Source organism: Achromobacter sp. HZ34, from assembly GCF_002209485.1.
In the GTDB taxonomy this organism is placed as follows: Bacteria; Pseudomonadota; Gammaproteobacteria; order Burkholderiales; family Burkholderiaceae_B; genus Bordetella_C.
Map to the genome: position 1 here is coordinate 1 of NZ_NJIX01000008.1, position 13953 is coordinate 13953.

Sequence of the window (13953 nt, forward strand, 5' to 3'; positions counted from 1 at the left end):
ACTACCTTGCTGCTTACTCACTCGCTTCGCTGCTTTCGCCGCGTTGCTGTTTCAGCAGCAGAGAAACGAGATTATGAAGCAGTTTTTCGAAGTTGTCAAATTCATTTCTGAACTTTTTTTACTTCTTTCAAACGCTGCGTGCTTCTTGGAAGTCACCGCCCTGCATTTGAAACCTGCTTTGCTCGATTCGTTGCCGGATCTCGCTGAAACCGTTTTTGGCGGCGCTAAGCGCTCAACCTGAAAACTGCTTCATCATCTCACTTCACCTTCGCTACCCTGCTTGGCTTCGAACCGTCTACCCTGGGGCTTCTGGTTCGTTGTCGCGTTTGCGTTTGAGCAGCGAAGAAAGAGATATTAGCACGGTTTTTTTGGCGTGCGCAAGTCAGCCGCAAAAAAACTTAAATATCTTGCTGAAGCACCCCTCCGCGCATCTTGAAGCGATGCCTGCACACGCCCACGGAGGTAGCGATATCGCCCCGGCAGGGTAATAAGCAGCTACCTGATTGCCTGGCCATACCGCGCCAACGCCACGGCGGCTCACTTTGTGGATAGACTTCAACCATTAACGGCCAGCCATCCGTCCTCATCCGCCGCATGGCCGCAACCGCTGCAGAACACCACATACATATATATAGAAGAAACATCGACCATGCCCTCTAGCACCGTGCTGCCTCAAGAAGACATACTGATCAACGTCACGCCTTTCGAAACCCGCGTCGCCATCATCGAGCAGGGCGCGGTCCAGGAGTTGCACGTAGAACGCAGCATCCAGCGGGGCCAGGTGGGCAACGTCTATCTGGGCCGCGTGGTCCGTGTGCTGCCCGGCATGCAGAGCGCTTTCGTCGATATCGGGCTGGAACGGGCCGCCTTCATCCATATTGCCGACCTGCGCGAGAACCGCAGCGAGCGCAGCCAGGGCCTGACGCCCACGCCGATCGAGAAGCTGCTGTTCGAGGGGCAGACGCTGATGGTGCAGGTGATCAAGGATCCGCTTGGCACCAAGGGCGCACGGCTGTCGACCCAGATCAGTATCGCGGGGCGCATGCTGGTCCACTTGCCGCATGATCCCCATATAGGCATCTCGCAGAAGATCGAATCCGAGGCCGAACGCGTGCAATTGCGCGAACGCCTGCATGCGCTGGTACCCGCCGAAGAAAAAGGCGGCTTCATCGTGCGCACCCAGGCCGAGGGCGCCACCGACGACGAATTGCAGGCCGATCTGGAATACCTGCGCAAGCTCTGGTCCAGCGTGCAGGCCCAGGCACGCAGCCAGCCCGCGCCGACCGTGTTGCACCAGGACCTGACGCTGGCCCAGCGCGTGTTGCGCGACATGGTGGGCCCGCGCACCGGCACCATCCGTGTCGATTCGCGCACCACCACTGTCAACCTGATTGAATGGGCCAAGCTGTATACGCCCTCCGTGGTCGAGCGCATTACGCACTACAGTGGCGAGCGGCCCTTGTTCGACATGGCCAATGTCGACGAAGAGATTGCGCGGGCGCTGTCGCGCCGCGTCGACCTGAAATCCGGCGGCTACCTGATCATCGACCAGACCGAGGCGCTGACCACGGTGGACGTCAATACCGGCGGCTTCGTGGGCGGGCGCAATTTCGACGACACGATCTTCAAGACCAATCTGGAGGCGGCCCAAGCCATCGCGCGGCAACTGCGGCTGCGCAATCTGGGCGGCATCGTGATCCTGGACTTCATCGACATGGAAGACCCGGAACATCGCGACACCGTGCTGTCCGAGTTGCGCAAGGCGCTGTCGCGCGACCGCACGCGCATGACGGTCAATGGCTTTACCCAGCTGGGCCTGGTGGAGATGACCCGCAAGCGCACGCGCGATTCACTGGCGCACCAATTGTGCGAATCCTGCCCGACCTGCCAGTCGCGCGGCCATGTGCGGACGGCGCGCACGGTCTGCTATGAAATCCTGCGCGAGATCCTGCGCGAGGCGCGCCAGTTCAATCCGAAGGAATTCCGCATCCTGGCGTCGCAGGAGGTGGTCGACCTGTTCCTGGAAGAAGAAAGCCCCCATCTGGCGATGCTGGGCGACTTCGTCGGCAAGAAAGTATCCCTGGAAGTCGAGGCCACCTACAACCAGGAACAGTACGACCTGATCCTGATTTGAAATCAGTCCGGGTCGCGGAACTGCATGCGGTATAGCGCCGCATACAGGCCGTTGGCCGCCAGCAGTTCTTCGTGGCGGCCATGTTCCACCACTTTCCCGGCATCCAGGACCACGATGCGATCCGCATTCTGGACGGTGGACAGGCGATGCGCGATGACCAGGGTGGTGCGGCCCTTCATCAGGCGCTCCAGCGAGGACTGCACCTGGCGCTCCGATTCGTTGTCCAAAGCCGAGGTGGCCTCGTCCAGGATCAGGATGGGCGCATTCTTGATCAGCGCCCGCGCAATGGCCAGGCGCTGGCGCTGGCCGCCCGACAGGCGCGCGGCGTTCTCACCGACCGGCGTCTGCAGGCCCTTGGGCAACTGGGTGACGAAGTCGCGCAGATTGGCGGCTTCCAGCGCGGCCATGACCTGCTCTTCATTCGCCTGCTCCAGCGAGCCATAGCCGACGTTGACCGCGATGGTGTCGTCGAACAGCACCACATCCTGGCTGACCAGCGACAGATGCGAACGCAGGCTGGCCAGCGTCAGGTCGTTGATCTCCACATCGTCCACCAGGATGCTGCCACCCGTGGGCAGGACGAAGCGGGGCAGCATGTTCACCAGCGTGGTCTTGCCGCTGCCGGAACGGCCCACCAGGGCCACCGTCTCGCCGGGCTGCACGCTGAACGAAATATCGCTGACCGTATCCTGGCTGGCATCGGGAAAGCGATGGCTGACACCGCGGAATTCGATCTTGCCGCGCACGGGCGCCGGCAGCGTGCGCGTGCCGCTGTCCAGCTCGGGCACCTGGTCGATCAGCGTGAACACGCTTTCGGCGGATACCAGCATGCGCTGCATCTTGCCGGCCAGGTTGGTCAGGCGCTTCACGGGATCGAACAGCTGCGCCAGGGACGCCATGAAGGCGGCAAAACTGCCGGCCGTGAGCGTGCCCGCGTTGGCCTGCCCCAACGCCACGGCGATGATGGCGGCCACCGAGATGGAAATGCAGACCTGCGTCAGCGGCGTCATGGCGGCGTCGGCGACGGCGCTGCGCATGGCGAAACGGCGCAGGCGCGAATTGACGTAGCCGAAACGGCCGCGTTCGTAGTCATAGCCGTCGAACAGCTTGATGACGCGCTGGCCATCGATGCCTTCGCCGACCACGCGGGTCAGCTCCGCGTTCATGTTCACCGTGTCGCGATTGATCTTGCGCAGGCGCCGGATGAACACCCGGGCGATCAGCACCGACACCGGCAACATGACCAGGATGATCAGGGTCAGCACCCACGACATGTACAGCAGCACGCAGATCAGCGCGACCACCACCAGCGACTCGCGCACCAGCACGGTGATCACGTCGGTGGCGTAGCCGGTCACGTTGCCGGCGTCGATGGTGAAGCGGTTGAGCAGCCGGCCGGTGTCGCCGCGCTTGAATTCGGCATCGGGCAGGCCCAGCAGGCGGTCGAACATCTCCTGGCGCATGCCGCGCAGGACGTTGTTGGCCACCCAGGCCAGCAGATAGTCGCTGAAGAAGTTGCAGGCGCCGCGCAGCAGGATCAAGCCGACCACGGCCAGCGGAATGGCCCAGACATAATAGGGTTTGGTCCCGGAAAAACCATCATCGAGCAAAGGCTTCATGATGACGGCCAGCGTGGGCTGGGTGCCTGCGGCGCCCGCCATCAGCAAGACCGCCAGAATCAGCGCTTTCCAATGGGTCCCGACACGGGAATAGATGCGGGACCAGATGACGGACTTGACCGCGTGGTTACCCGCCTGCGCGTTACGTGCGGCAGAATTCAAGAAATCTCTCGCTTTTATACAATCCTGAGCGGGGATTGTACCGTTGGCTCGCGAAAACCCATGTCGCGTGCTTGCCCGCTTTCCCGATCCTTGACAAAAGCTCCTTTATTCCCCCTCTTCTTTTATGCCGTCGAATCTCCGCCTGTACGTCAGACTGCCCAATTGGGTCGGGGACGTTTGCATGAGCCTCCCCTCCCTGTATGTGCTGCAGGCCACCGGCCTGCCCCTGACGATCTGCGCCCGCCCCTGGGCCCGGGATCTGCTGGCCGGCGTGGCGCCTGCCCACGACTTCGTACCGATGCGCGGGGCGTTCCGCGCGGATCGCGCCGCGCTGCGCCAGCATGTGCGCGACAGCGGCGCGCGCGGGCGCGACTGCCGCGGGCTGAGCCTGCCGGATTCGCTGTCCAGCGCCGCGGTGTTGCGCCTGGCCGGCATTCCCACCGCCGGTTACCGGGACGACGGGCGCAGCCTGTTGTTGCACTGGCCCATCGCCAAACCCAAGGCACCCCTGCATGCGGTGCAGTCCTGGTATCACCTGACGCGCACGGCGCTGGCCGCCTGGGGCCTGCCGGCCGGGGCCGAACAGCCCGGACCGGAGCTTGGGCTGACGCCGACCGCCGAGCAGGCCGCGGCGGCCGACGCCGCCCTTGCCGCCGCGGGGTTGGCCGATACAGGCGTGGACGCCAACGCTGCGGCCTACGGCACCCGGGCATCTGGCGACCAGGCCCATGACGGCATGGCCTCTGCCGCCACGATCCGTCCTTTCGTGCTGATCGCCCCCACCGCCACCGGCCTGCATCGCGGCCGCAACAAGGTCTGGCCGCACTTCGACACCCTGACGCGTAACCTGCAGGCGCAAGGCATCGAGGTCGTCATGTGCCCGCCGCCGGCCGAAGTCGATGAGGCGCGCCGTAATGCCCCCACCGCGCGCCTGTTGCCGGCCTTGGGCCTGGGCGCCTTCGCCGCGCTGACCACCCGGGCCGCCCTGGTCGTGTGCAATGATTCGGGCGTCTCCCACGTGGCGGCCGCCGCCGGCGCGCGCCAGATCACGCTGTTCGGCGTCACCAACCGCGAGCGCACCGGACCGTGGTCGCGCGGCGCCATCTGCCTGGGCTCGGACGAGCACTGGCCGGCGGTGAGCGATGTCGCACCGGTTATCAAAACCTGCCTGGAATCGAGCGGCCAGTCCGCGTGTTTCACTGATTGACAGACCAGCTCTGCCTCGGAACAATCGCTGCAGTATGGAAATCGCAAGTCTGCTGGCAAATCTGATCATTCCCCTGAACCTCTGCCTGACCCTGGTCGCCCTGGGCCTGGTTTTGGCGTTGTTTCGCCTGCGCGTCACCGGCGCCGTCCTGGCCGTCGTCGGGTTGGCCTGGGCCCTGGCGTGGTCGCTACCGGTCACTTCCCTATGGCTGGGCGGCGCGCTGGAGCGGCAGTATCCCTACCGGATACCCGCCGAACTGCCGATGGCGGACGCCATCGTGGTGCTGGGCGGCAATACCGCCAACAGCCGCCCGAACTGGTTCCTGCCCTTCGACCGCGACACGGCGGTCACCCGCCTGCAGACCGCCACCCAGTTGTACCTGGCCGGCCGCGCGCCCAAGATCGTGCTGTCGGGCGGCGCGCTGTCCGGCGACGTCAGCGAGGCCCAGGGCATGGCCCACGCCTTGCGCCAGGCCGGCATTCCCGAACGTGCCCTGATCCTGGAAAACTTCAGCCGCACGACCTACGAGAACGCCACGCTGACCGAGGACGAGTTGCGCGACCACCATCTGGGCACCGTGCTGCTGGTGACTTCCGCCTTGCACATGCCGCGCGCCATGGCGGCCTTCCGCAAGCAGGGCGTCACCGCCATCGCGGCGCCCTCGCTGCCGCAGATCGTCGTACCGACCACGCAGCCGCCCATGGATCTGTGGCTGCCGGACATGCGCACGTTCGAAGCCAGCCGGTCCATCATCAAGGAATATTCGGGCTTGTTCGTGTACTGGCTGCGGGGCTGGGTCTGATGGCCTTGTCCTGTCGCCCCGGCTGCGGCGCCTGCTGTATCGCCCCGTCCATCACCAGCCCCCTGCCCGGCATGCCGCAGGGCAAGCCCGCGGGGCAACGCTGCACGCAGTTGCTCGACGACATGCGTTGCGCGGTCTTCGGCAAGCCGGAACGGCCCGCTTTCTGTGGCGGGCTGCAGGCCGCGGCGGACATGTGCGGGCCGGATCGGGTGCACGCCATCGCGTGGCTGACGCAGTTGGAAATGGCCACGGCGCCTGCGTCGTCCTGATTTCACGCGCACGCGGCGGGCGCGCGAACCGTTTCGGGGCAAATCGTACTCACAGTCGATTTGCACCCCGATCCGTACAGCCAGATGACACCGCACAGGAACACCCCTCCCTCCCGCTCGACCGCCCTCGCCCTGCCCTGGCGCAAAGCCCAGCGCAACCATTTTCGCCTTTTGCCTCACGTCGGCGCGGTGATCCTGGGGCACGCTTGCTGCCCCATGGCATACGCCGAAGGTGACGATTGGAACCTGGATCGGGTCCAGGTCCATGAAGCACACCGCCGGGGCAAGACCGGCGCCGGTGCCCGGATCGGCATCATCGATACAGGCCTGTTCGCCAACGACCCGGCTTTCACCGGGCGCATCGATCCGCGCTCGGCCAATTTTGGCGATGGCGATGCCGGCGCCTATCAAGCGGTCGACCGGCAGGAGACGCACGGCAGCATGGTGGCCGCTATCGCCGCCGCTGGTGGCCGCAACGGCGATGTACGTGGCGTGGCGCCTGGCGCGGCTATCCTGCACCTGCGCGCACTGGAGGTAGGCGGTGAAGACCGGGGCTGGGAAGGCCCCACCGCGCGGGCGATCCGCCATGCCGCCGACGTTGGCGCCCATGTCATCAACGGCAGCTACGGGCCGCTCAGCATTTCCGAAAAATACCTCGTGGATTTGTCCACCGGCCAGCGCATCGCCAACAAGAATTACTTCGAGCAATCTGGGCAATACCTCTTTTTGAACCCGGTGACGGGTCGGCCTGATGAAGACGATTTTGCCGCGATCGACCATGCCGCGGCGAAGGACGTCCTGATGGTGTTCTCCGCCGGCAACGAATATGGCGATCAGCCCCGCGCCTCGCGCCATCCCACCGGTAACGCGCTATTGCCCCTGATCGCGCGGGCCAATCACGGCAGTGGCGTTTACCGCTTTATCGACCTGGACGAATATGCGGTGAACGGCATCGACATGGAGGACGTGCAACGCGAAAGCGACATGGCCCTCATGGACGGCGCCGATCCGCGCCTGGCTCGGGTCGACTATGCGCATCTCAAGCGGACCATCATCGCCGTGGTCGCCACCGATCGCGACAACCACATAGCCAGCTACAGCAACCGTTGCGGCGACGCGTGGCAATGGTGCATCGCCGCGCCCGGCGGCGACGTAGAACCGGGTCCGGAAGACACGAAAGAAATCGCGGCGGCCGGCGACAAGGGTGGCGGTGATACCGCCTATATCGATGCGCGCAACGGTGGCAAGGGGAAGACCGGACCGCTTGGCTTTCGCACGGTCGGCCCGAATGGCCGACGCCTGGTCCAAGCAGTGGGAACCTCTGGCGCGGCACCTCATGTGGCAGGCGCCGCCGCGATCGTGCGCGCCGAGTTCCCCTTCCTGACCGCCGGACAGGCCCAGGAGGTGATCCTGACCACCGCTGACAATAGAGGGCATCTGGGCGACCGCGGCATCTACGGGCACGGCCTGCTGGACGTCGACCGCGCTTCCCGCGGCCCCGGTGAGTTCGGCGCGGAAGGCTACGACAGGCTCTTCGACCTCGATACCAAGGGCGACGACGGCACTTTCTCCAACGACATCAAGGGGACAGGCGGCCTGGTCAAGCGCGGCGCCGGACGCCTGGCGTTGAGCGGGGCCAATACGTACAGCGGCGCCACGGTCGTGGCTGGCGGGACCCTGCATGTCAGCGGCTCGATCGCTGCCTCTGATGTCAGCGTGCAACGAGGCGCCTGGCTGACCGGCACGGGCGTCGTCGGCAACACGGTGTCCAACGGCATCGTCGCGCCGGGCGGCAGCGTCGCGCCGGGCGAAAGCGTCGCGCCGGACGGCAGCGTTACTCCGGAAGGCAGTGGAGCGCCCAATGACGGTGGCGCGCCGGATGCCAGCGGTGCGCGCCGCGCCGGCGTCGGCGGCCGGGGCGTGGCAAGCGCGACGACGCGTGCGGCGACAGGTGCAAGCTTGTCCGTGGCGGGCCACTTTATTCAATTGCCGCAAGGCGTGATTCGATCCACGGTGGCTGGCGACGGGACGCTGGCTCGTCTCGTTGTTGCCGGCAAGGCCGAGATCCGCGGCGGCACCCTGCAGGTTGCAGGCATCACAACTGCCGCGTTGGGCAAGCCGTTGACCCTGATCGACGCGCGGCAAGGCGTGACGGGCAACTTCGAACGCGTGCAAAGCGATTCGCTGTTCGCGTCATTGACGTCCTTCGCCCAGGGACGACGCTTGCAGGTTGCCGTCGGCCTCGACCCCCGCGGATTCGGCATCGTGGCCAGGAACGCCAACCAACGCAGCGTCGGCAAGGCCGTTGACCCGTTGCCGGCGAGCAACCCCGTGTTCGAACGCTTGTTCAACACCTATGACGCCAATGCGGCGCGCGGCAGCCTGATCCGCCTGGCCGGCGATATCCACCCCAGCGTCACGGGCATGCTGGCAGAACAGCAGGCGCAGACCCGCGCGACGCTGCTGGGCCAGGCACGTAGCGCCGGGGACGGCACGCGCGGTATGGCAGGCGCGGCCGGTACAGTGAATACGGTGAGGACGGTGATGACGGTGAGTACGCCGGGTATGCCGGGTACGCCGGGTATGCCGGGTACGGCGGGTACGGCTGGTGCAAACGGCAAGAACGGTGATGTGCGGGTCTGGGGCGAATACCTGAACAGCCGCGGCAACCTGTCCAGCGACGGTAACGCGTCAGGCCTGCGCCGCCGCAGCGACGGTGTGATTTTCGGCGCCGACACCGCTGTCTCGGCCAATTCGGTCAGCATGTCCAATTCAGCCAGCTCGGCCAACTCAGACAGCTCGGCCAGCCTGGCCCCCACGCGCCTGGGTGGCGCCGTGTCGTTCGGCAGCACTACCGCCCACACGCGGGGCTTGGGCGCCGGGCAGAAAGCCGACATCAGCAGCGTCTCGCTATCGGGCTATGGCTCGACCCAGGCAGGCGCGGTCCACCTGCGCTATGGCGCCTCGCTGGGCAGCAGCGAAGTCAAGACACGCCGCCACACCGGCTTCGGCACCGCCAAGGCCAGATACAAGGCTGGCACCGCGCAGATCTTCGGTGAGGCCGGCCTGCCGTTCTCCATGCCGTTCTCTTTCGGCGATGCGACAGTCGAACCCTATGTCGGCGCGGCCTGCGACCGGGCGCGGACCCAGGGCTTCAAGGAGTCCGGGGCGGACGCGGCGAGCCTGAGCGGCAAGCGCTCCACACAGGGCAACATCAGCAGCAGCCTGGGCGTGCGTGCGAATTATGCCTGGGACCTGGGGCGGCGCGGCAGGGTGAGCGTCCATGCGCAACTGGGCTGGCTGCACGCCTACGGCAATATCACACCCGCCACACGGATGCGCCTGACGGACTCGGCCGCCTTCACCACGCAAGGCTTGCCACGCAACCGCGACGCCTTGCTGGTGAGCGCCGCCACCACATGGAATTTCAGCCGCAGGGGGGCGATCGACCTGGCTTATGGCGGCGCTTTTGGCGGCCGTGCCAGGGACCATACCGTGCGGGCAACGGCAGGCTGGCGCTTCTAGGCGATAAGCGATGCCCGGGCATGCCGCGCCGAGGCTGGTAGCTGTGGCCCGGAGAACTCGGGACCTTGGGCCTGCCTGGCCGGCCTGGCCCGGCGCTGGGGCTGGCCTGCGGCTGCGGCTGCGGCTGGGTAGCTTCTATCGATTCATCAGAAAAAACCTCTGCTTTTCAGCCACTTAAGAGTCCATACAGTTCCTGTAGTCGAGATTTTTCTACTATTGACTATGACTGTTCAATAGTCCAATTCAATCACCATTTATCGATGCCCAGACGCATCCATGAACCGATTGAATCGAGAAGAGAACTGTCATGACGCAGACCCAAGCAAATTCCCCCCGAACCGTCGCCGCTGCGCCGTCCACGCGCTTCAACCTGCTTCCCAAGCTGAGCGTCCTGATGCTCGCGCAAGCCTTCACCCCTCTGGCCTTTGCCGCGGACACCGACTGGAACCTCGACCGCGTCCGTGCCAATGAAGCCTTTCGCCAGGGCAAGACCGGCGCCGGCTCCGTGATCGGCATCCTGGATGATGGCCTGTTCGACGATCCGGCTTTCGCCGGACGTATCGATCCCCGCTCGGCCAACTTCGGCCTTGGCGGCGCGGGCGCCTTTCGACCGACCGACCGCGAAAGTTTTCACGGCACCATGGTGGCCGGCATCGCAGCCGCCAATGGGCGCAACGGCGATGTGCGCGGTGTCGCGCCCGGCGCGACCATCCTGGTCGCGCGTGGCATCGGCGTGGAGAACGACAGAGCCGACGATGACAGCGACGACGCCAGCGCGGACGGCACCGAAAACGCCAGATCCCGTGCGATCCGCTACCTGGCCGACGCTGGCGCCAAGGTCATCAACGGCAGCTTCGGCCCACCCACCTTTTCCGAAAAAAAGGAGCTGGACGACACCCCCAACACGAACCACATCGAGCAGTCCGGCCACTACATCGCCTTCAATCCTGTAAAGGGCCAGCTTGACTTCGGCGATATTGCCGCCATCGGATACGCGGCATCGAAAGACGTTCTGATGGTCTTCGCCGCCGGCAACGAATACACGGACCAACCTGTTGCCGCGCGCAATCCTTCCGGCAATGCGCTGATCCCCCTTATTTCACCGGCCAATCACGGCAGCGGCGCCTACCTGTTCGTCGACGGCACCTCGACCAAAGAACGCGAGGACGTCAGGAGCGAGGCCGATATTCCCTTCATCCAACGCGCCGAGCCGCGCCTGGCCAGCATCGACTATTCGCATCTCAAGCGCAACATCATCGCCGTGGTCGCCACCGATCGCGACAACCAGATAGCCAGCTACAGCAACCGTTGCGGCGACGCGTGGCAATGGTGCATCGCCGCGCCCGGCGGCGAAGACACGCCCACCCCGGAAGACCAGGAAAAACCCGAGACGGCCAGCGGCGAAGGCAAGAACACGTCGTCCGATCCGCTCGGCTTTCGCAAGATCTGGCGTGACGGCGAACGCACGGTCGAACACTTTGCGGGTACTTCCGGTGCCACCCCGCACGTGGCAGGCGCGGCCGCCATCGTCCGTAGCGAATTCCCCTTCCTGACCGCCGCGCAGACCCAGGAGGTGATACTCACCACCGCCAACAACTCGGGGCATCTGAACGACCGCCGTATCTATGGCCGCGGCCTGCTGGACGTCGAACGTGCGTCGCGTGGCCCCGGTGAATTCGGCGCGGAAGGCTTCGACAAGGTTTTCGACATCGACACCAAGGGCTTGAGCGGTACTTTCTCCAACGACATCCGCGGCGATGGCGGCCTGACCAAGCGCGGCGCCGGCACCCTGGAGCTGACCGGCACCAATACGTTCAGCGGGGCCACCACCGTTGCCGGCGGCACCCTGCAAGTGAGCGGATCGACGCTGCGCTCCAACACCAAGGTGCAGGCAGGCGGCACGCTGACCGGCTCGGGCGCGGTCGGCAATCTCGTGTCCAGCGGTGTGGTGGCGCCGGGCGGACCGGCCGGCAAGACCTTGACCGTGGGGGGCAACTTCACCCAGCTGCCGCAGGGCGTTATCCGTTCCACCCTGGCCAGCGATGGCACGCTCGATCGCCTGCTGGTCGCCGGTAAGGCCGACCTGCAGGGCGGCACCTTGCAAGTGAACGGCGTCAACGCGTCGCTGCTGGGCAAGCAATTCGCGTTGATCGACGCCAAGGAAGGCGTGACCGGCAACTTCGATCGGGTGCAGGGCGACGAAGCGACGTTGTTCTCGTCGATCAACACCGCCGTCCGAGGCCAGAACCTGGTGGTCAGCGTGGAGCGCAACAAGGGTGGCTTCGGCGCCGTGGCGCAGAACGCCAACCAACGCGCCGTGGGCAAGGCCGTCGATTCCTTGCACGTGAGCAACCCCGTGTTCGAGCGTCTGTTCAACACCAACGACGCCAACGCGGCGCGCAACAGCCTGACCCGCCTGGCCGGTGATATCCACCCCAGTGTCACCGGCATGCTGGCCGAGCAGCAGGCGCAAACCCGCGAAACGCTGCTGGGCCAGGCGCGCGCGGGCAAGAACGGCGGGGGCGCCGCGTCCGGCGCATCCGGCAGCGGCGTCCGGATCTGGGGCGAATACCTGAACAGCCGCGGCACGCTGGCCAGTGACGGTAACGCGTCGGGTCTGCGCCGCAGCGGCAGCGGCCTGATCTTCGGCGCCGACACCGCGGTCTCGGCCAACACCCGTCTGGGCGGCGCGCTGTCGTTTGGCAGCACCACCGTCAACACCCAGGGGCTCGGCGCCGGACAGAGAGCCGACATCAGCAGCTTCTCCCTGTCGGGCTACGGCTCGACCCAGGCGGGCGCGGTCAACCTGCGCTACGGCGCCTCGCTGGGCAGCGCCGACGTCAAGACCCGTCGCAACACCGAATTCGGTACCGCCAAGGCCAAATACAGGGCCGGCACGGCGCAGATCTTCGGTGAAGCGGGCCTGCCGTTCGCCTTCGGCGATGCCACGGTGGAGCCCTATGTCGGCCTGGCCTACGACCGCGCGCTGACCAGGGACTTCAAGGAATCAGGCGCCGGCGCGGCCAATCTCATCGGCAAGGAGTCCACCCAGGGCAACCTCAGCAGCACCCTGGGTGTGCGGGCGCAGAACACCTGGGACCTGGGCTCCAACGGCAAGATAGGGGCACATGCCCAAGTGGCCTGGCAACATGCCTACGGCAACCTCACGCCGTCGACCCGGATGAATCTGGAGCGGTCGGTGACGTTCAACACCCAGGGCCTGCCGCGCAACCGCGACGCGCTGCTGGTGGGCGTGGGCTCGACGTGGGACTTCAGCCGCAACGGGTCCGTCAACCTGGGCTACGCCGGCACCTTCGGCGATCGCGCCAAGGACCACGGCGTCAGAGCGAACTTCACGTGGCGGTTCTGAGGGGCGTGGCAGGCCGGTGGCCGCGGTAAGCGAAACCAGCAAGCAACGCGGCATGGGTGGCCGCGGCTGACCCGGCACGAGCGCCGGCGTCCTTCAAGGGCGCCGGCGTTTGTCTTCGTAGGACGTCAACGTCTTGCGCAGGAAGCTGAACAGGCTGGTGCCGCCAGCGACCAATACGCGCTTCAATTCATAGGGATCGTCGCCGGCATGCACCAGGCCGCGCCGCGTCACGGTGGCGTTGTCGTAGCCGGCCGCGCGCGCCATGCGGCAATGGTCCGGCGTGTACTCGCCGTAGGGATAGCAGAAGGCAGAGACCGCCTGGCCCAGGGCCGCTTCCAGTTCGCGGCGAGACTCGGCGATCTGGCACATGGCGTCTTCCGGCGTCAGTTGCGGCAGGTGGACGTGATCCAGCGTGTGCGATCCCACTTCCATGCCGGCCGCTGCCCATTCGCGCATTTCCTGCACGGACATCAAGGGCGATGGCGGCACGCCTTTCCCTGCATCCCACACATTGGACCCGTCGAACTGGCGCGCGACGAAGTAATTGGTGGCCGTGTAGTCCAGTTCACGCAGGATGGGCAAGGCGTGGCGATGCACGTTGCGATAGCCGTCATCGAAGGTGATACCGATCACCTTGCCCTGGCGTTCGCCGCGCACATAAGGCATCAGGTCGCGCATCGACAAGCCGCGATAGCCGAAGCGGCGCAACCAGGCCATCTGGCGCCGAAAGCGCGCCGGATGCACGGTCAGGCCGCGATACGGCGATCCCGCCGGCGGCATCGGGCCGATCTGGTGATACATGAGGATGGGAATCGGCATGGAATCAGCGCCTGTTGATGTCATGGAGCCCGCGCTTGCCAATGAC

Annotated in this window: 9 protein-coding genes; 7 read left to right on the forward strand and 2 right to left on the reverse strand. The window is 65.6% G+C overall.

Translation table 11 applies throughout. The features are described 5' to 3' along the window. Both CEY05_RS31310 and rng read left to right on the forward strand, forming a co-directional pair. Positions 1 to 241, forward strand: a 241-nt coding sequence (locus tag CEY05_RS31310) for a hypothetical protein (RefSeq protein ID WP_233161716.1), incomplete at its 5' end; no start/stop codon positions are given. 408 nt (positions 242 to 649) lie between these two features. Then, entirely contained in the window at positions 650 to 2134 is a 1485-nt protein-coding gene (gene rng / locus CEY05_RS25990) for a ribonuclease G (protein ID WP_088600184.1), read from the forward strand. 2 nt (positions 2135 to 2136) lie between these two features. Here the strand turns inward: rng and msbA are convergent, their stop codons facing one another. Further along, a complete protein-coding gene (gene msbA / locus CEY05_RS25995) occupies positions 2137 to 3915 on the reverse strand; it encodes a lipid A export permease/ATP-binding protein MsbA (protein WP_088600185.1) in 1779 nt (592 codons plus the stop codon). Positions 3916 to 4039: 124 nt separating this feature from the next. Between msbA and CEY05_RS26000 the strand changes: the two genes are divergently transcribed. The 5 genes from CEY05_RS26000 to CEY05_RS26020 all read left to right on the forward strand — a co-directional run bounded on the left by CEY05_RS26000 (position 4040) and on the right by CEY05_RS26020 (position 13088). Beyond that, entirely contained in the window at positions 4040 to 5122 is a 1083-nt protein-coding gene (locus CEY05_RS26000) for a glycosyltransferase family 9 protein (RefSeq protein WP_088600186.1), read from the forward strand. A 34-nt stretch (positions 5123 to 5156) separates the two neighbouring features. Continuing rightward, positions 5157 to 5924, forward strand: a complete 768-nt coding sequence (locus CEY05_RS26005; protein ID WP_088600187.1) for a YdcF family protein — start codon at positions 5157 to 5159, stop codon at positions 5922 to 5924. Further along, positions 5924 to 6193 carry a YkgJ family cysteine cluster protein gene (locus CEY05_RS26010; RefSeq protein ID WP_088600188.1) on the forward strand — a complete coding sequence of 90 codons (270 nt, stop codon included), beginning with the start codon at positions 5924 to 5926 and terminating at the stop codon, positions 6191 to 6193. The genes CEY05_RS26005 and CEY05_RS26010 overlap by 1 nt, the downstream gene beginning before the upstream one ends. 216 nt (positions 6194 to 6409) lie before the next feature. Further along, positions 6410 to 9718 (forward strand): S8 family serine peptidase, encoded by a 3309-nt coding sequence (locus CEY05_RS26015; protein ID WP_158219433.1) that lies wholly within the window; start codon positions 6410 to 6412, stop codon positions 9716 to 9718. Between the two features lie 307 nt (positions 9719 to 10025). Further along, entirely contained in the window at positions 10026 to 13088 is a 3063-nt protein-coding gene (locus tag CEY05_RS26020) for an autotransporter domain-containing protein (protein WP_088600190.1), read from the forward strand. 93 nt (positions 13089 to 13181) lie between these two features. On the opposite strand, the gene CEY05_RS26025 is transcribed toward CEY05_RS26020, so the two are convergent. Further along, complete coding sequence (locus CEY05_RS26025; protein ID WP_088600191.1) at positions 13182 to 13907, reverse strand: polysaccharide deacetylase family protein; 726 nt, start codon at positions 13905 to 13907, stop codon at positions 13182 to 13184. Positions 13908 to 13953 lie beyond the last annotated feature (46 nt).

Bases quoted from the DNA above. Each gene is read 5' to 3' on its own strand.
- rng (WP_088600184.1), top strand. From the start codon at position 650: ATGCCCTCTAGCACCGTGCTGCCTCAAGAAGACATACTGATCAACGTC.
- CEY05_RS26000 (WP_088600186.1), top strand. From the start codon at position 4,040: ATGCCGTCGAATCTCCGCCTGTACGTCAGACTGCCCAATTGGGTCGGG.
- CEY05_RS26005 (WP_088600187.1), top strand. From the start codon at position 5,157: ATGGAAATCGCAAGTCTGCTGGCAAATCTGATCATTCCCCTGAACCTC.
- CEY05_RS26010 (WP_088600188.1), top strand. From the start codon at position 5,924: ATGGCCTTGTCCTGTCGCCCCGGCTGCGGCGCCTGCTGTATCGCCCCG.
- CEY05_RS26015 (WP_158219433.1), top strand. From the start codon at position 6,410: ATGGCATACGCCGAAGGTGACGATTGGAACCTGGATCGGGTCCAGGTC.
- CEY05_RS26020 (WP_088600190.1), top strand. From the start codon at position 10,026: ATGACGCAGACCCAAGCAAATTCCCCCCGAACCGTCGCCGCTGCGCCG.
- CEY05_RS26025 (WP_088600191.1), bottom strand. From the start codon at position 13,907: ATGCCGATTCCCATCCTCATGTATCACCAGATCGGCCCGATGCCGCCG.